The organism is Xanthomonas cannabis, from assembly GCF_040616535.1.
Classification (GTDB): Bacteria; Pseudomonadota; Gammaproteobacteria; order Xanthomonadales; family Xanthomonadaceae; genus Xanthomonas; species Xanthomonas cannabis.
The window spans coordinates 1,545,658-1,563,822 of the sequence record NZ_CP136580.1 but is presented as its reverse complement, the minus strand read 5'-3'; the positions used below and the strand labels follow the sequence as shown (position 1 = coordinate 1,563,822).

General features: G+C 65.0%; 11 protein-coding genes and 1 pseudogene. 2 read left to right on the top strand and 10 right to left on the bottom strand.

Features of this window, described 5'->3' with window-relative positions; translation table 11 throughout:
* Nucleotides 1-70: 70 nt before the first annotated feature.
* The 4 genes from lepA to rpoE all read right to left on the bottom strand — a co-directional run bounded on the left by lepA (nt 71) and on the right by rpoE (nt 5,238).
* The gene (lepA, locus tag RZV17_RS06650; RefSeq protein ID WP_047694313.1) at nt 71-1,861 is read right to left on the bottom strand and encodes a translation elongation factor 4; all 1,791 of its coding nucleotides are present in this window, start codon (nt 1,859-1,861) and stop codon (nt 71-73) included.
* A gap of 191 nt (nt 1,862-2,052) precedes the next feature.
* Nucleotides 2,053-3,636, bottom strand: coding sequence for a DegQ family serine endoprotease (locus RZV17_RS06645; protein ID WP_355608115.1), 1,584 nt, complete (start codon nt 3,634-3,636; stop codon nt 2,053-2,055).
* Nucleotides 3,637-3,745: 109 nt separating this feature from the next.
* The gene (locus RZV17_RS06640; protein WP_355608112.1) at nt 3,746-4,621 is read right to left on the bottom strand and encodes a sigma-E factor negative regulatory protein; all 876 of its coding nucleotides are present in this window, start codon (nt 4,619-4,621) and stop codon (nt 3,746-3,748) included.
* Nucleotides 4,618-5,238, bottom strand: coding sequence for an RNA polymerase sigma factor RpoE (rpoE, locus tag RZV17_RS06635; RefSeq protein ID WP_039406677.1), 621 nt, complete (start codon nt 5,236-5,238; stop codon nt 4,618-4,620). The genes RZV17_RS06640 and rpoE overlap by 4 nt, the downstream gene beginning before the upstream one ends.
* Before the next feature lie 235 nt (nt 5,239-5,473).
* Here rpoE and RZV17_RS06630 point away from each other — a divergent pair, with 235 nt between their 5' ends.
* Nucleotides 5,474-7,555 (top strand): 3-hydroxyacyl-CoA dehydrogenase NAD-binding domain-containing protein, encoded by a 2,082-nt coding sequence (locus RZV17_RS06630; RefSeq protein WP_047694308.1) that lies wholly within the window; start codon nt 5,474-5,476, stop codon nt 7,553-7,555.
* A gap of 128 nt (nt 7,556-7,683) precedes the next feature.
* Here the strand turns inward: RZV17_RS06630 and RZV17_RS06625 are convergent, their stop codons facing one another.
* The 3 genes and pseudogenes from RZV17_RS06625 to RZV17_RS06615 all read right to left on the bottom strand — a co-directional run.
* The gene (locus RZV17_RS06625; protein ID WP_355608109.1) at nt 7,684-10,536 is read right to left on the bottom strand and encodes a TonB-dependent receptor; all 2,853 of its coding nucleotides are present in this window, start codon (nt 10,534-10,536) and stop codon (nt 7,684-7,686) included.
* 297 nt (nt 10,537-10,833) lie between these two features.
* A complete protein-coding gene (locus RZV17_RS06620; protein WP_355608106.1) occupies nt 10,834-12,414 on the bottom strand; it encodes a sulfotransferase in 1,581 nt (526 codons plus the stop codon).
* Between the two features lie 38 nt (nt 12,415-12,452).
* Nucleotides 12,453-12,848, bottom strand: a pseudogene (locus tag RZV17_RS06615) (hypothetical protein); the annotation flags it as partial.
* Nucleotides 12,849-13,060: 212 nt separating this feature from the next.
* Here RZV17_RS06615 and RZV17_RS06610 point away from each other — a divergent pair.
* The gene (locus RZV17_RS06610) at nt 13,061-14,563 is read left to right on the top strand and encodes a sulfotransferase (protein ID WP_355608103.1); all 1,503 of its coding nucleotides are present in this window, start codon (nt 13,061-13,063) and stop codon (nt 14,561-14,563) included.
* Between the two features lie 18 nt (nt 14,564-14,581).
* Here the strand turns inward: RZV17_RS06610 and RZV17_RS06605 are convergent, their stop codons facing one another.
* The 3 genes from RZV17_RS06605 to mmsB form a co-directional block, all read right to left on the bottom strand.
* Complete coding sequence (locus RZV17_RS06605) at nt 14,582-15,865, bottom strand: aspartyl/asparaginyl beta-hydroxylase domain-containing protein (protein ID WP_355608101.1); 1,284 nt, start codon at nt 15,863-15,865, stop codon at nt 14,582-14,584.
* A 228-nt stretch (nt 15,866-16,093) separates the two neighbouring features.
* Entirely contained in the window at nt 16,094-17,086 is a 993-nt protein-coding gene (locus RZV17_RS06600; protein ID WP_355608098.1) for a cation diffusion facilitator family transporter, read from the bottom strand.
* 136 nt (nt 17,087-17,222) lie between these two features.
* Complete coding sequence (gene mmsB, locus RZV17_RS06595; protein ID WP_355608095.1) at nt 17,223-18,110, bottom strand: 3-hydroxyisobutyrate dehydrogenase; 888 nt, start codon at nt 18,108-18,110, stop codon at nt 17,223-17,225.
* Between the last annotated feature and the right edge of the window lie 55 nt (nt 18,111-18,165).

Genomic DNA, 18,165 nt, shown 5'->3' with positions numbered 1-18,165 from the left:
TTGGAGATTCGTAAAAACTCAGGAGCCGGCATGCTTTTACCAATCCCCAATCACGAATCCCGAATCCCAGCTACTTATCCATCTGCAAGACAGCCAGGAAGGCCTCCTGCGGAATCTCCACGCGGCCGACCTGCTTCATGCGCTTCTTGCCTTCTTTCTGCTTTTCCAGCAGCTTTTTCTTGCGCGAAACGTCGCCACCATAGCACTTGGCCAACACGTTCTTGCGCATCGCCTTGACGGTGGAGCGCGAGATGATCTGCGAGCCGACGGCGGCCTGGATGGCGACGTCGAACATCTGCCGCGGAATCAGATCCTTCATCTTTTCGCACAGCTCGCGGCCGCGCCGGTCGGCATGGCTGCGGTGCACGATCAGTGACAACGCATCGACCTTGTCGCCATTGATCAGCACGTCCACGCGCACGAACGGGCCGGCATCGAACCGCACGAAGTGGTAATCCAGCGACGCGTAGCCACGGCTGACCGACTTGAGCTTGTCGAAGAAATCCAGCACCACCTCGGCCATCGGCAGCTCGTAGCTGATCTGCACCTGGCTGCCCAGGTAATTGATGCCGATCTGGGTGCCGCGCTTTTCTTCGCACAGCTTGATGATGTTGCCGATGTACTCCTCGGGAGTGAGCACGTTGGCGCGGATGATCGGCTCGCGGATTTCCTCCACCAGGTTCAACTGCGGCAGCTTGGCCGGGTTGTCCATGTTGATGATCGAGCCATCGGTCTTGAGTACTTCATACACCACGGTTGGCGCGGTGCTGATCAGGTCCAGGTTGTACTCGCGCTCCAGGCGTTCCTGCACGATTTCCATGTGCAGCATGCCCAGGAAGCCGCAGCGGAAGCCAAAGCCCATCGCCTCGGAGCTTTCCGGTTCGAAGCGCAGCGCCGCATCGTTCAGGCGCAGCTTGTCCAGCGCTTCGCGTAGGTCCGGGTAATCCTCGGCGTCGACCGGGAACAGGCCGGCGAACACGCGCGGCTGCATTTCCTGGAAACCGGGCAGCGCATGCGGTGCCGGATCGGCCGCCAGGGTCAGGGTGTCGCCGACCGGCGCGCCGTGCACGTCCTTGATCGAGGCATTGATCCAACCCACTTCACCGGCGCCCAGTGCGGCCAGTTCCTTGCGCTTGGGCGTGAACACGCCGACCTTGTCGACCAGATGGGTGCGGCCGGTGGACATCACCAGGATCTTGCTGCCCGGCTTGATCTCGCCCTGCATCACGCGCACCAGCGAGACCACGCCCAGGTAGTTGTCGAACCAGGAATCGATGATCAGCGCCTGCAGCTTGTCGGTATCGCGCGGCTTGGGCGGCGGGATGCGATGCACGATCGCTTCCAGCACCAGATCGATGTTCAGGCCGGTCTTGGCGCTGACCGCCACGGCGTCTTCGGCGTCGATGCCGATCACCGCTTCGATCTCGGCCTTGGCGCGGTCGACATCGGCGGTAGGCAGGTCGATCTTGTTGAGCACCGGCACCACTTCCAGCCCCTGCTCCACCGCGGTATAGCAGTTGGCCACCGACTGCGCTTCCACGCCCTGCGCGGCATCCACCACCAGCAGCGCGCCTTCGCAGGCGGCCAGCGAGCGGCTGACTTCATAGGAGAAGTCCACATGCCCGGGGGTGTCGATGAAGTTCAGGTGGTAGGTCTGCCCGTCCTTTGCCGTGTACGGCAAGGACACCGACTGCGCCTTGATGGTGATGCCGCGTTCGCGCTCGATCGGGTTGGAGTCGAGCACCTGGGCCTCCATCTCGCGCGCCTGCAGGCCGCCGCACAGCTGGATGATCCGGTCGGCCAGGGTGGATTTGCCGTGGTCGACGTGGGCAATGATGGAGAAGTTGCGGATATTCCGCATTGAATCAGAGGACATTGAGGTGGGCGCCGGCGCAGCCGTCGTCAGGGTAACGCAGCATTATCGCATGCTCGGCCCCCTTGGGGCCGGGGATTGGGGAATCGGGATTCGGGAATCGCAAAAGCAGGGCGGGCCGTGTCGTGCGGACCTGCTGCTGCCAATCCCGAATCCCAAATCACCAATCCCGGCCTCTGTTAGCCGCCGGCCTTCAAGGCCACGTAGCTCGTCGCCTTGCCGTCGGTGACCAGCAGCATGACCACGTCGCCCTTCTTGTAGCTGGACAGGGCGCGATTGAGCTCGGCGACGCTGCCGACCTTGGTGCGGCCGACACGCGCGATGACCAGTCCCGGCGACAGCGGCGGCTGGGTGCTGCGCGCTGCGGCACCGGTGACTGCCGCAATCCGCACGCCCTCGCCGGCGTCCAGGCCCAGGCGGTTGCGTTCGGCGGCGGTGAGATCAGCCACCTGCAGGCCCAGCAAGGCCACGCTGGCCGGGGCCTCCGGCTTGGCGTCCTCGGCGGCGGAGCGCGGTGCGGCACTGTCGCTGCCATCCTGCAACGGGGCCAGGGTGACGGTGACCTGGCGCGGCTTGCCGTCGCGCAGCACATCGAGCGCCACCTTGGTACCCGGCGCCATCAGGCCGATCATCGGCGGCAGATCGCTGGCGGCCTCGATCGGCTTGCCATTGACCGAGCGGATCACATCGCCCACCTCGATCCCGGCCTTCGCGGCCGGACTCCCTGCCGGAATGTCGTTGACCAGCGCGCCGCGCGTATCCGGCAACCCGAGTCCCTGCGCCTTGAGCGAATCGATCGGGCCGACCGCCACGCCCAGCATGCCGCGGCTCACGCGGCCAGTGGCCTTGATCTGCTCGGCCGCACTGAAGGCCAGGTCGATCGGGATCGCGAAGCTGATCCCCATGTAGCCACCCGAGGCCGAGAAGATCTGCGAGTTGATACCGACCACCTCGCCGCGGGTGTTGAGCAACGGGCCGCCGGAGTTGCCCTGGTTGATCGCCACGTCGGTCTGGATGAAGGGCACATAGCGCTGATCGGCGTACGGGTTGCTGCGCCCGGTGGCGCTGACGATGCCGGCGGTGACCGAGTGGTCCAGGCCGAATGGCGAGCCGATCGCCACCACCCACTGGCCCGGCTTGAGCGTGTTGGAATCGCCCAGGCGCACCGTCGGCAGGCCCTTGGCCTCGATCTTGAGCAGCGCCACGTCGAACTGCTCGTCGCTGCCGACCACCTTGGCCTTGAACTCGCGGCGGTCGGTCAGCTTGACGGTGACCTCGCTGGCGCCATCGACCACGTGGTGATTGGTCAGCACATAGCCGTCGGCAGAAATGATGAAGCCCGAGCCCATCGACTTGCCGGCGATACCGCCATCGTCGTCGCCACCACCCTGCCCCGGCCCCTGACGCGGGCCACCGGGCATCTGGAAATCCGGGCCGAAGAAACGCTTGAAGAACTCCGGCATCTCATCGTCGGGCATCGCGCCGCCGCGACCGCCCGGGCCGCTGCGCTGCTGCCGTGCCATCGCGTCCTTGCGGGTGATGGTGGTTTCGATATTGACCACGCCCGGGCCGACCTGTTCGACCAAGTTGGTGAAATCCGGCAGGCCGGCAACCAGCTGCGGCGCCGGCGTGGTGCTGCGGTTGGCGGCGATCGGCGCACTGGCCTTGGCGGCCGGCGCGGACGCCGTCTGCTGGGCACAGGCGGCCAGCGGCAAGGTCATGGCGATCAGGCCGAACATCTGGGTGCGGATGCGGTGGTTCATCGAGTTGCCTCCGATGGCAGGGCGACAGGGGCCGGAACCCGCGTGATGACGCGGGCCCGGCAAGATAACGGAAGGACGCGAGCCGACAGGATGAAGAGCGGCCGCCGGATCAGTCTTGCGGGAGCGGTGCCGGCAGGGGCCGGTTCGGCGCCGGGTGACCCGTCGCCTGCGGCGCAGGTTCGAACGGGTAGAACGCCGGGACCTGGCGGCTCTGGCTGAAACTGGCGTTGAGGGGGCTGTCGCCGGCGCCGGACAGCGCCGCGCGCGGCCACGGACGGGCCTGCAGCGTGGTGTCCGGATGCGTAAACGGATTGGATGACGCCGCCGGGGCCGCGACCGCCGGCACCGCCGGGGCCGCTGCCACCATGCGGGTCGGCGCCTGCTGCTGACGCGCAGCCGCACTACGGGCGACCTGCTGATTGCGGGTGGCAGCGCCGCGCCGGGTCGACGCCAACGCCGCCGCCGGTACCGCCGCAACCAGCGCGCCGCCGTCGCCCGGGCCAGCCGGGTCCGGGGTTGCCGGCGCCTTTGGCAAAGCCGGGGGCGTGGCGGCGGCGGGCAGCTGCGCGGTGGTGGCGTACACCGGCACACGGGATGCCGGCGGCACCGTCTCCGGCAGGCGCTCGCGCGCCATGAACAGGGCGATGGCCGCAACCGATGCCGCAATCGCCGCACCACCACCCCAGCGCCAGCGCGCCGCCGGGCGGGCAGCCTGCTGCGGCCGGGGGGCGGGTTCGTCGGCGATGGCTGTGCGCACACGCGCCGCAAAATCCAGCGGTGCCGGCGCGCTGGCCGCACCGCGCAGCACGTCGCCGCACAGTTGCCAGCGCTCGTGGCAGCCGGCCAGCTCTTCGTCGTGGGCCAGACGGCGCAACAGGAAGCGCGACTCGTCTGCGCTCAATTCTCCGTCGACCAGCGCAGACAGCTGCTGGCGATAGTGAAGTTCGAACTTGTCGGTGGTGGACATGGCGGGGTTATGGCTCATACACGGTGTCGCTCACGGGTAGCGCTTTCGGTCTCCAGCAGAGGCCGCAGCTCGATGTCGATGGCCTCACGCGCCCGGAAGATGCGCGAGCGCACCGTTCCGATCGGGCAATCCATCTTTCGCGCGATTTCCTCGTAACTCAGCCCTTCCACCTCGCGCAGGGTGATGGCCGACCGCAGTTCTTCCGGTAACGCTTGGACCGCACGCATCACCGTTTGTTCCAGCTCCTGTCGCATCAATTCGCGCTCCGGGGTGTCGGTGTCGCGCAACCGGGTCGCCCCGTCGAACTGCTCGGCATCGCTGATCTCGATGTCGTCGGTAGGCGGCCGGCGGTTGTGCGCCACCAGATGGTTCTTGGCGGTGTTGACGGCAATGCGGTGCAGCCACGTATAGAACTGGGAGTCGCCGCGGAAACTGTTGATCGCGCGGTACGCGCGCACAAAGGTGTCCTGGGCCACGTCCTGGCATTCGCTCCAGTCGGCGATGTAGCGCCCGATCAACGCGACGATCCGATGCTGGTATTTGCGCACCAGCACATCGAACGCCGCGCTTTCGCCGCGCTGCACACGCCGGACCAGTTCCAGGTCCAGCTCCTGAGGTGTATCGACTTCGGCCATGTCGGGCCGCACTCCTGTCAGCCCACCGAAGTCGGGCAATGAGACCGCCATTGAAAGGAAAAGTTCATACCGATCCGTACGACCGTCACGCATCAGGGTAGCGGCACCGATGCGCCGCTGGCGATGCCCGGAACCAGGCGCATGCCGTCCTGTCGACAGGGATGGGTATTTGACGTGAAGGAAACAACCTCTGGATGATAACGGCCTTTCCTTCTATTGCCGGACGGCCAGACGCATGCTTCCAGGTTTCGACGGGCTCCGATTCAGCCATTGGCAGGCCGACCTGCGCGAGGACGGCGTGGTCGTGCTCAGCCTTGATCGCCAGGGCGCACCGGTCAACGCATTTTCGCAGGAGGTGCTGCTCGAACTGGGCGCACTGGTCGAGCGGCTGGCGCTGGAGCCACCCAAGGGCGTGGTGCTGCGCTCGGGCAAGGCCAACGGCTTCATCGCCGGCGCCGACCTGAAGGAATTCCAGGAATTCGATCGCAAGGGCACGGTCAACGATGCGATCCATCGCGGCCAGCAGGTCTTCCAGAAACTGGCCGAGCTGCCCTGCCCCACTGTGGCGGCGATCCATGGCTTCTGCATGGGCGGCGGTACCGAGATTGCGTTGGCGTGTCGCTACCGCGTGGCCTCCGATGACGGCAGCACGCGCATCGGCCTGCCGGAAACCAAGCTCGGCATCTTTCCCGGCTGGGGCGGCAGCGCCCGCTTGCCACGCCTGATCGGTGCGCCGGCGGCGATGGATCTGATGCTGACCGGGCGCACCGTCTCGGCCAAGGCCGCGCGTGCGATGGGCCTGGTGGACAAGATCGCGGCGCCTGCCGTGCTGGTCGATGTGGCCGCTGCGCTGGCACTCGCCGGCACCACGCGGCCGCTCAAACAGCGCGCCACCGCGTGGGCCACCAATACCTTGCTCGCCCGCAAGCTGCTGGCGCCGCAGATGCGCAAGCAGGTCGCACGCAAGGCGCGCAAGGAGCATTACCCGGCGCCATACGCCTTGATCAACGTCTGGGAACGGGCCGGTGGCAGCGGTATCCAGGCGCGCCTTGCGGCCGAACGCAAGGCTGTGGTCAAGCTCGCCAGTACCCCGGCCGCGCGCAACCTGATCCGCATCTTCTTCCTCACCGAACGCCTGAAGGCACTCGGTGGCAAGGAGGCGGGCACCGCCGCGCTGCCGCCGATTCGCCATGTGCATGTGATCGGCGCCGGCGTGATGGGCGGCGATATCGCCGCGTGGGCGGCTTACAAGGGCTTCGAGGTCACGCTGCAGGACCGCGAACAGCGCTTCATCGATACGGCACTGGGCCGTGGCGGCGAACTGTTCGCCAAGCGCGTCAAGGACGAAAGCAAGCGGCCGGCAGTGGCGGCGCGCCTGCGCGGCGACCTGTCCGGCACAGGCGTGGCGCAAGCCGATCTGGTGATCGAGGCGATCATCGAGAACCCGCAGGCCAAGCGCGAGCTGTATCAATCGATCGAACCGCAGCTCAAGCCCGATGCATTGCTGACGACCAATACTTCTTCGATTCCGCTCACCGAGTTGCGTGGTCATATCCAGCGCCCGGCGCAGTTCGCCGGCCTGCATTACTTCAACCCCGTGGCCATGATGCCGCTGGTGGAAATCGTGCAGCACGATCGTCTGGACCCAGCCAACGTGGCGCGCCTGGCGGCGTTCTGCAAGGCGCTGGACAAGTTTCCGGTACCGGTGGCCGGCACGCCGGGGTTCCTGGTCAACCGGGTGCTGTTCCCCTACCTGCTCGAAGCGGCCACCGCGTATGCCGAAGGCATTCCCGGCCCGGTGCTGGACAAGACCGCGGTCAAGTTCGGCATGCCGATGGGGCCGATCGAACTGATCGACACCGTGGGTCTGGATGTGGCTGCCGGCGTCGGCGCGGAGCTGGCGCCGTTCCTGCACCTGCCGATCCCGGCCGCACTGGCGACCGTAGAGCCAGGCAAGCGCGGCAAGAAGGACGGCCAGGGCCTGTACAAGTGGGAAAACGGGCGCGCGGTCAAACCCGAGGTGGCCAGCGGCTATGCGGTGCCGGCCGACCTGGAAGACCGGCTGATCCTGCCGCTGCTCAACGAAGCGGTGGCGTGCCTGCACGACGGCGTGGTGGCCGACGCGGACCTGCTCGATGCCGGCGTCATCTTCGGCACCGGCTTCGCCCCCTTCCGTGGCGGCCCGATCCAGCACATCCGCAGTGTCGGCGCCGACGCCCTGCTGGAACGCCTGCAGGCGCTGCATGCGCGCTACGGCGAACGCTTCGCACCGCGCCCGGGCTGGGACTCGCCGGTGTTGCGGGAGGCGGTGGCGTGAGGCGTACGTGTTGCCAATGGGCTGAGTGACGCGAGGCGCCGCCAGGCATCGATCGCGCAGATTGCCGACAGCAAAAGACAACGGCGAGCCAAGGCTCGCCGTTGTCGTGTCCAACACAGTGCGCGTTCTTAGAAACGCAGGCCAACGCTGGTGAAGAAGTAACGGCCAGCCTGGTCGTAACCACCGAGCGAGTTGCCGTTGAAGGTCAGGCTACCGCCCACCAGCGGCGGTTCCTTGTCGGCGATGTTGTTGATGCCCAGCGTCCAGGTGACGTAATCACCCAACTGCACCGAGCCGGAGAGGTCGAAGTAGTTGTAGGCCGACACCTTGTTGTCCTGGTTCACCAGGCGCACGTCCGTGGTGCCACGTGTCCCATCGGTGTTCTGGTAATCCAGCTCACCGATATAGCGCCACCGCAGGCCGACCGTATAGCGGTCGAAGCTGTAGCGCGTGCTCAGCACATGGCGCCACTCGGCACTGTTGCATGCCACGTTGACCACGCCGGCGCAGTCGTAGGTCACTTCCTGCACGCCCGGAACCGGCTCGTACTCCTGCTTGAGCGCGTAGCTGCCCATCATGCTGGCAGTCAGGCGCCCCGGGCCGACACTCCACGCATAGGACGCCGTCAGATCGATACCCTGGAAGTGCAATGAACCGAAATTATCCTGGGAATTGAAGATCAAACCGGAGATGTCTGCATCGCTGCCGCGGAACAGGTCGCCTGTGGTTGCGTTGCGGCGGATGCGGCTACAAAGGTCTGCGTTGCCGGTCACGCCGCATGCGGTGAGGATATTGGAAGAGCCAATGGCACGGATGGCATCGTCGATCTTGATGTCGTAGTAGTCCACGCTCACGTCCAGCCCCTTGATGGGGCTTGCAGCAAAACCGACTGTCCAGGTATTGGCCGTCTCCGGCTGCAGCGATGTATTGCCGCCTCCAATTTCGTTGTACTGGCCTGCCGGGTTAGCTGCCACGCGACCGTACTGCGCCGCGGTCACGCCGGTATTGGCGCATTGGGCCTGGGTGAATGTTGGATTGGCGCCGGCACACGGGTCGCTACCGCTCCATAGCCCGATCGTATTTTCGTTATAGAGCTCGGTGACGTTTGGAGCGCGGATCGCACGGTTCCAACCGGCACGCAGATGATACTTGCCATCCACAAACGTCGCGCCCAGACCAGCCTTGTAGGTGCTTACTCCGCCGGAAATGTCATAGTCCGAGTAGCGATAACCGAGCTGCATATCAAGGTGGTCCAGGCTACCGGCATCGGCCAGCAGCGGCACCGCACCTTCCAGGAACAGCTCCTTGACACCGATGTCGCCCGAGACGTTGGAGGTCGGGCCACCCAGGCCGGTGAAGTTGCCGGTCTGCATGTTGCTGTCTGCTACCCGCTTGAAGGTTTCGGTACGGGTTTCCACGCCGCCGACAACACTGATGGGGTTATCGCCGGCCCACGGCAAGCTGTAGCCGAAATTGCCGGTGACGTAGGCATTGAAGACTCGCATCGAGGTTTCGTAGTTGACGATGCCTACGCCTTGCAGCGCCTGTGCCTCTGCGGCAGTCACGCTGTCGTTCCAGACGCTGTACGGGACGCAGCCGTCAAACGAACCCGGCTGGCAGCCGAGCAATGCATCGCGTACCCGGGTTGTCACGAAGTCGTTGATGTTCTCTGACTTGGTGGTGCTGCGGTTGTAGGTAAAGGACGCGTCATAGGACCAGTTGTCGTTGATATCGCCCTGCGCACCGGCGGTGATGCTGAAGCTATTGGTGTCCGACTCAGTGATACGCGGACCACCTTCCACGTTGCGCTTGGCGACGTAGACGGTGAACTCGTCGTCGGTGATGCCCACATCGTTGCATAGGCTCCCGATCACCGAGGTGGCGCAGTTGACGTTGACATCGGTGAAGAAGGCGCCCGATGGCGCGATCTGGGTGGAGCTCTTGCGGTTGACGAAGAGCGTTTCGAGGTAGGGCTTGAAGTGATCGTTGACTTCGTACTTGATGCTGCTGCCTGCCGTGTAACGCGTATCCGGCCGCTGGTAATAATTCAACGGTGCAAAGTTGTAGAGATTGGGAGAGGCCACCTGGGACCAGGTGCCGCCTGCGGATGGCTGCACATAGAACGCGCCAGCGGACGGCGCAACGACATAGAAATTGGCCGGATCGGCTGTGGCCGAGCCACCACACGCGGTGCCGCGATTGCTCAACGCGCAGGCCGAATAGTCGCGCTGCCCTTGCAGCAGTGGATCGTTTTCGCGCCAGGTGGCCCATGCGGTAGCATGGCCGGATTCGCCGAAGCTACCGCCGATTGCCAGATCCACGTTGCGCGAAATGCCATCGAAGCCGGAATTGCCGGTCGGATAATCGTAGCCGGCATCATCCATCAGGCCGCGCATCAGCTTGTTGCCGTTGTCGTGCTGATAAGCGTTGTAGCCCATCTCGACACTGACGCCGTCGAACTCGTCGTCCAGCACAAAGTTCACCACGCCGGCCACTGCGTCCGATCCATACACTGCAGAAGCACCGCCGGTGAGGATATCCACGCGGCGCACCAGCGCTGCGGGAATGATGCTGATATCCGGACTCTCGCCGATGCCCTTGGGAATACGCCTGCCGTTGACCAAGGTCAGGGTGCGCTGCGCACCCAACCCACGCAGGTCGACTGTGGCGTATCCCTGCGAGCCATTGTTGGCAAAGTTGTCGAAGCTTGCAGCGAGCTGCGGGTACTGGTTGATCAGATCTTCGACCTTGGTCGAGCCGGTGTACTGGAATTCTTCCTTGTTGATTTCAGCCACCGGGCTGGAGGCAGTCATCGTCTGGCTCTTGATACGCGTGCCGGTGACATTGACCGTATCCAGGCTCTTGGCATCCAACGATGGCTGCTCCTGGGCCATCACCGTGCCTGTAAACGCCAGGGCGGCAGCGCCAACCGTGAGCGATGCCCTGATGGCATCGCGCAACTTGGTGGTCTTCAATCTCATCTCTCTCTCCGACAGTACGAACGGAATGCGCAGTGCAAGCCATGCCTGACGTAACGGCATGTGCGGGCCACTGCGACGACGCAGGCGAGCGCAGCAACGGCGCTGCCACATTGACTAGCGGGAGGACGAACGAGCGCCCTCAATAACGCTGCCAAGCCGATGTTAAGACGATGCCAGAGAGAATTAAACCCCTGTTCAGCAATGCTCTGAAACGGTGCAACCAAGCCCCAAAGCGGTGCAGGCATCACAAAACGCTGCCGCTCAGCAGACGTCCATGCTCGCGAACATCCGGCGTCGTTACATGACACCGGGCACCTCGACGCCTGCTGCCCGGAGCCGATCGACGAGCATCTCAAGCCCAGCAAGGTGGCGACGTGAGCCATGCACCGATCGCTGATGGACCTCTCCGCGCACCTGCGCCGCACTGGCGGTTACAAAGGCCACGTCCGACAACTCGGGCGGGGTCGCACGCGGCGTAAGCCCGCACCACCGCAGTACTCGGGCCGTCTGTTCGTCCGTATCACGGACAAGGTCTTCGTAATGCACATCCAGAATCGTTTCGGGCAACACCGCATGCCAGTGACGCATGGTCTGCTGGTACGCCAGGTAGTACTCTGCCAGTTCGTCGAGCGCGTAAGAGAACGGATACGCGTTATAGAACAGGGTTTTGTACATGGCGTAGCAGGTATCGAGCGGGTCGCGGACCAGATGCATGATGCGCGCCTGCGGAAGTGCCTTTGCGATCATTCCGCAGTACAGATAATTGATCGGCATCTTGTCGATCAGTACCGGGTGCCCATGGACAACCTCACGAGCGCCGCGCAGGTAGTCGCCGCCGAGCGCGGCAAAATCAATCTGCAACGATGCCTGGGCGGGCGTCAGGTCCGGATTACGCGCCAGCACGCGCGACGTCGCATTCCCCAATAGCGCACCGAAGTCCATCAGTTCCCCGGCCGAGCGGGCATCACCGCGTTGCACGAGCAATCGCTCGAGCAGGGTGGTCCCCGATCGCGGCAAGCCGACAATGAAGATGACGCCCTCACCGCCCTGCCCAGGGTTCAGGGCCTGGATTGCGCTATGGGAATAGGTGTCACGCACTTGCGCGATACGCGCGCATTCGGCTGCGACGTCGTAATGCAGGGTCGCACGCTGGCTTGCCGCTGCGGTGGTCAATGTCTGGAACGATGCCTCGTGCTGGCCCAGGTCTTCCAGTTCCTTGGACAGTGCAAAGAGGCCTGCCGCCCTGGCCGGAGGATCGAAAGAAACTGCTGCCAGCCTGTGACGCAGATCGTCCAGGTGGTTGTACTGTGCGTTCTGTCGTCGCAAGCACGCGCGCAGGTACAGCGCATCGCCGGCATTGGGGACCAGTTGCAGTAGCCGCTCGAGCACCATGTCGGCCGCATCGAAGGCACCGCTGAAAAATTGCATCGTCGCAAGGTCGTACATCAGCCGCGGCTGCTCGCCAAGCAGCTCCAGCGCTTGCTGGTAGGCGTCGCGTGCCGCAACCACGTCCTGGCACCCGCTATACAGCGTACCGATCTGCCAGAGTGCCGCCCCGTCCGCCGTTGACAGCGCCTGCGCCTGCTGCGCGACGTGCCTGGCTTCACGCCGGCGACGAAGCTGCACCAACAGCGTGCCCTGCTTGATGAGAAGCGGAACCGGCGATACGGCCACTGCTGCGGCACGCGCGATACGTTTGGCGGCCGTGTCCGGGTCGCCGTTCGCCAACCACGCCTCGCTGGCCAGCTCAAGCAGATGCGCATCTTCCGGATGTCCTGCGCAAGCGCCCTCCGCGAACTCGACCGCTTCGCGGTAGCGTCCCTGACGCAACAGCTGATATCCGTCACGCAGGACGGCTTGTCGCTCCACCTCGATCAATCCACTCTCTCCCGGTTACGCAGCTGGTCCCAGCCAGGTCAATCGATGCGGCGTGCACGCAGTGCGACACCGCCTGAAGTGACCAACATATAGCTCCCCATCGCCGCTTTGCGGATTACCACTTTGTCGCCATCGGCCAAATGACCGCGGCTGGTGGGCTCGGTCAATGCCCAGCGCTGTTGGCTGTCCAATGCCACAATGCGCGTGCCATCGGCCTGATACGCGACCGAGGCTACGGTTGCGCTCACCTGGGCAGGCGATGCTGCCACCGGCATCACCGATGCACGCGCTGCGTCGCGGCCAAACTCCCGAAGACCTCTGCTGGCATCGGCAGCACGCACCGCGGGCGATGGCGGAAAGCGGGCGTCGTAGCAGGCCAGGCGTGGCAATGGATCGAGCACCGACGCACACGGGTGTGTCGTCGGCTCCTGCGCCATTGCGCCCGGCGCGCATACCAGCGCCATCACTCCCCATGACTTCCACGTAGGCATCGCGCGCCTTTGCTGTCGACGAGGGCTGAGCATACAAGGCAATTGCGTTCGGTGGACCGTAGCAGGCCTGTCCTTGTCGGCGATGATTGAACACCTGGCATCGGCAACCTAAGCTGCGGAGACTCTCTTGCCTGGCCACCACCTGGAAACGTGCATTGGACATTTCTTTGCGGCAGGCTGCGCAGCTATTGCAGCAGGGGCACCTGCAGCAGGCCATTGATGCGTACCGCCACGTGCTGAGCATCCAACCCCGCTGTGCCGATGCCTGGTACAACCTGGGGTATCTGCTGCGCCGGACAGGCGAAGCGAACGGCGCACTCGAGGCCTATGGCCAGGCCCTGGCCTGTGGCGCCGCGGCTCCCGAGCAGATCCACCTCAATCGCGCCGCAGTGCTGAGTGAACAGCTGCATCTGGACAGCCTGGCGTTGCATGAGTTGGAGCTTGCCTTGCGCTGCCGTCCCGACTATCCGCCGGCGCTGCTCAACCTGGGCAATCTCCACGAAGAGTTGGGACAACGCGACCAGGCGATCGCGGTGTATTCCCGACTTCTGGCGACAGCCCATGCCGATGCGTCGACCCGCCCACTTCAGCTGCAAGCAACCGCGCGCTTACTCCACTTGGATCCACCGACACATCCCTCGGACCGGCGCCTGGCCAGCCTTGTCCGAGCCGCCGCGCTACCCGGGCAGGACAGCCTGCTGGCATCTACCCTCCTGCATGCGCTTGCCCAGGCATACGATCGCCTTGGGTTGCACGAGCGCGCATTCGAGTGTGCGGCTGCAGCCAATCGGCACGGGCATGCGCACGCAGGGCGCTACGATCCAGCGCAGACCCAGCAGCGGTTCCGCCAGATATCCGCGGTGTTTTCCGTCTGCGTCGCTACGCCCGGGCAAGCCGCCCCGCTCCCTGCGCAGCAGTCCCCGTCCGCGCTCTTCATCTGCGGCATGTTCCGCTCCGGGTCAACCTTGCTCGAACAGGTCTTGTCGCGTCACCCGTCCATTGCCGCCGGCGGCGAACTGGACGCATTGCCTCGGCTGGTGGCTCAGGCGCTGTCGCCGTTTCCGCAGGCCGCGCAGGATCTGTCTGCGCAGACCAGGGCGCAACTGGCGGAGCGCTATCAACACCTTCTTGCACAGGCTGTTCCGCAGCACGCGCAGCTGCGCTATCTCACTGACAAGCGGCCGGACAATTTTCAACTGATCGGCTTGATCAAGCAGCTCTTTCCCTCCGCCAGGATCGTGCACACACGACGTCACCCGCTGGACAACGGGCTGTCGATCTTCATGCACCAACTCAATCCTCGGCAATTCAGCTATGCCGGCAGGCTGGAAGACATCGGCCACTTCTACGGCGCCTATGCGCAACTCATGCACCACTGGCTGGCGCTGTACCCGGACAGCATCCACACCTTCGATTACGACGCATTCGTCACGGCGCCAGAGCCCACCCTGCGCGCACTGCTCGACTTCCTGCAACTGCCATGGGAGCCGGAATGCCTGCAGTTTCACCGGGCGCAGAACGCGGTCAGGACTGCAAGCTACTGGCAAGTCCGCCGCCCGCTGCATGCGGACGCGTCAGGCCGCTGGCGCGCTTACGCCGCGCAACTTGCGCCGCTACGTCGCGCGCTCATGCAGGCAGGCGTCGCAATCGAAGACTGATCACCGGCAGGCGTGTACTCATCCCGCACGATGCAGTGCAATGGCCACCTCCATGGCATTGACCATTGCACGCTCCTCATTGCTGAGCAATGGATTCCACACATCGAAGATCAGGACCACGCGCACCTGCGCACTGTCGTTGCGTGCCTCATGTTCGATCGAGTCATCGAACACCATGACCTGTCCGACCTCCCAGCGGCGCCAGTCATGGCCTACCCTGAAGCTGCAACCATCCGGCACGATCAATGGCAAATGCGCCACCAGACGCGCGTTCGTTTCACCGCAATGCGGAGGAATCACGGTGTGCGGCGCCAGTACGGAAAACATCGCGTTGGGACAGACACCATCGATCTGCGCCGTATCGACCGACGCCAGGGCAGCGGCAGTTGCCGGACAGCGCTGCAAATGCGCCGGGACGGGCTGGCCGTGTTGCCAGAGCGGATACGAGCTCCATGCGGGCGAATGGTTGAGCGCCTTCCACTGGTTCACTGGCTGACCAGGCGCGTAAGCGATGTAGGGGGAAAATCCGCCCGAGTCCGCTTCCATCACTGCCTGCAACTCCTTGATGATGACGCTTGTCTGCCTCTGTACTGCGTCGATCCACGGAAACGCTGCCGGGTCATGGAAGGGCAATGCAGGCAAACGCGGAATGTGCAGACGGTTGGATTGCGAGTGGAACGGGCGGCAGCGGCCACTTGCAATAGCCGCGGCTTCATCCCAGCGCCCGTGAAGTGCGGCATCGACTGCAGCGCGCGGGGCCTGCAGCGCGGCGTGCAACTGCGCTTCCAGCTCCAGCATGTCCTGCTCCACAACCTGGCTGGCATGTGCCAGTTTGCGACGCAGAACCGCCGGCCATTGCGGTTGCGGCGGCGCAACGGTCAAGGCGTCCCGATAGACACCGGCCGCCGCACGGGAGCGGCCACGCGCTTCCAGAAATGCCCCCTTCGCCAGCAGCCCGGGTAGAAAGTACGGGTCCAGTACCAGGGCAGCGGCGATGGCCTCCCACTCGCCATCAATGTCTCCCAGCGCCTGCTTCACCACGGCGGTGGTCAAGACGATCATCGGATCGGACGGGGCGCTTGCCTGCGCAGCTACCAGATAGTCGAGCGCGGCCGGGGCGTCGCCCCGCTGATAGGCATGCACGCCCAGGCTATACAAGGCCTGCGGATGATCGGGCGCCAGCTGCCGCACCCGTCCCCATAGCCGCTCGGCTTGCGGCCAGTCGCCCGCTGATGCTGCGGCGCCCGCCTCCCGCATCAGATCGGCAATCTGCACATTGATTTGCTCGACATTCACTGCCATGTCACCCGCCGCCTGTCGGACTCATCCAGCTCCGATCATACGATCTGGGCTGCAACCCGACAGCCGGTGGTCCGCCAACCTGCCGCCGCTGCCTGCATGGCGTACCGTGCGATGGTGCGCCGGCAGTGTTCGTGCACGAACCGGTTGGGGGGCAGCTCGTGCCCAATGGCACCGACAAGGCGGTGCGACGTCAGCGACTTGCGGACTCTGGCGCGGAGCGCCTGCCGTTCAGTGGTGGTGATGACCACCATGCCCATGCGAGTGCCCATGCTGGTGTCCGGCGTCATGCCCTGCATGCGCAGCATGCCCGTGCTGCGGGGCGCTGGCCGGGGACCCGCAGGGGTCGGTGCCACAGTCGCCGCTTTCCACCTGCAAGGTGACGTGGGCGATGTCGAAGCGGTCGTGCAGCAGCGTGCCCAGTGCATCGCGCAGGCGGTCGCGGTCGGTGGACTCGCCCACCACCACGTGTGCGGTGAGTGCCGGGGTGCTGGAGGCCAGCGCCCAGATGTGCAGGTCGTGCACGTCGTCGACGCCGGGGTAGCTGGTCAGGGCATCGCGGACCTGGGCCAGGTCGATGCCCTTGGGCACGCCTTCGAGCAGGACGTTGATCGCTTCGCGCAGCAGCACCCAGGTGCGCGGCAGCACCCACAGGCCGATCAGTACGGCCAGCACCGGGTCGATCCAGTGCCAGCCGGTCCAGCGGATAAGCAGCGCGCCGATGATCACCGCCACCGAGCCGAGCATGTCGCTCCAGACTTCCAGATAGGCGCCCTTGACGTTGAGGCTTTCGCCGCTGCCGGCATGCAGCAGCTTCATCGCGATCAGATTGATCACCAGGCCCATCCCGGCGATCAGCAGCATGCCGTTGGAGGAAATGTCCTGTGGCGCGCGGAAGCGTTGCGCGGCCTCCCACAGGATGTAGCCGCCCACGCCAAACAGCAGCGCGCCGTTGACCAGGGCACCCAAGGCCTCGAGTCGCACATAGCCGTAGGTGCGGCGCGCATCCGCCGGGCGGCGGCTCAGGCGCACCGCCAGCAACGCGATCATCAAACCGAGCGTGTCGGTAGCCATGTGCGCGGCATCCGACAGCAAGGCCAGGCTGTTGGACACGAACGCGCCAATGACTTCGGCCACCAGGAACGTGGCTGTCAGGCCGAGCGCCCACCACAACGGTGCTTCGTGACGGATCTCGGTGGGGGCGTGGTTGTGGTCGTGTCCCATGGGTGCGCTAGCCGTATGCAATGCGCGCACCTTAGGCGCGCGCGCTGGCGGAGACTATTACACCTGCAGGTGATGCGATGACATCACCTGCCGATATGCAGCCGCCCCGCATCACGCGTTGCGAGGCTGCACCGGTCTACACCTTGGCCACCAGCTTGACCACGCTGGAAAAATCCAGCGCGCCGTTGCCGGCGCGGCTGTTCATGGCATACAGGTTGCGCGCCAGCTCACCCAGCGGAATCGACACGCCGGCCTGCACCGCAGATTCGGCCACCAGGCCCAGATCCTTGAGCATGAGGTCGTTGCCGAAGCCGCCGCTGTAGCCGCGCGATGCCGGTGCGTTGGGCAGCACGCCCGGCCACGGATTGCAGACTTCGGTGGCCCAGCTGCGGCCGGTACTGACCGCCATCATCTGCGACAGCACTGCCGGGTCCAGGCCCTGTGCGACGCCGAGCGCCAGCGCCTCGCCGGTCGCCGCCATGATCACGCCCAAGGCCATGTTGTTGCAGAGCTTGGCCACCTGGCCGGCGCCGTTGTCGCCCACGTGGAAGATGTTCTTGCCCATGGCCTGCAACACCGGGCGCGCGCGTTCCAGGACGTCGGCATCGCCACCAACGATGAAGGTCAGCGTTCCGGCGCTGGCGCCGGCGGTGCCACCGGAGACCGGCGCATCCAGCATCGCCAGCCCGCGCGCGCGCGCAGCGTCGGCCAGCTTGCGTGCGGACACCGGTGCGATGGTGCTGCAGTCGATGACCAGCGCTCCGGCCGGAATCTGCGCCAGGATGCCGCCCTCGCCCAGATACAGCCCTTCGACATGCCGGCTGGCGGGCAGCATGGAGATGACGATCTCGGCCTCTGCCAGGGTGTCGAGCGCCGAGGCGGCGACATGGGCCCCGGCGGCGGATGCGGCGTCCAGTGCGCCTTGCAGCAGATCGAATACCCGCAACTGGTGCCCGGCCTTGATCAGGTTGGCGGCCATCGGGCCGCCCATATTGCCCAGGCCGATAAAGGCGATCTTGCTCATTGTGCGATCTCCAGGAGGGAGCAACTATCAAACGGGGTGGTTGCGCGCAGGCAGG

Excerpts from the sequence above, each read along its gene's own strand:
- RZV17_RS06625 (WP_355608109.1), bottom strand. The coding sequence starts at position 10,536 with ATGAGATTGAAGACCACCAAGTTGCGCGATGCCATCAGGGCATCGCTC.
- RZV17_RS06645 (WP_355608115.1), bottom strand. The coding sequence starts at position 3,636 with ATGAACCACCGCATCCGCACCCAGATGTTCGGCCTGATCGCCATGACC.
- RZV17_RS06640 (WP_355608112.1), bottom strand. The coding sequence starts at position 4,621 with ATGAGCCATAACCCCGCCATGTCCACCACCGACAAGTTCGAACTTCAC.
- rpoE (WP_039406677.1), bottom strand. The coding sequence starts at position 5,238 with ATGGCCGAAGTCGATACACCTCAGGAGCTGGACCTGGAACTGGTCCGG.
- RZV17_RS06630 (WP_047694308.1), top strand. The coding sequence starts at position 5,474 with ATGCTTCCAGGTTTCGACGGGCTCCGATTCAGCCATTGGCAGGCCGAC.
- mmsB (WP_355608095.1), bottom strand. The coding sequence starts at position 18,110 with ATGAGCAAGATCGCCTTTATCGGCCTGGGCAATATGGGCGGCCCGATG.
- RZV17_RS06600 (WP_355608098.1), bottom strand. The coding sequence starts at position 17,086 with ATGGGACACGACCACAACCACGCCCCCACCGAGATCCGTCACGAAGCA.
- lepA (WP_047694313.1), bottom strand. The coding sequence starts at position 1,861 with ATGCGGAATATCCGCAACTTCTCCATCATTGCCCACGTCGACCACGGC.
- RZV17_RS06605 (WP_355608101.1), bottom strand. The coding sequence starts at position 15,865 with ATGGCAGTGAATGTCGAGCAAATCAATGTGCAGATTGCCGATCTGATG.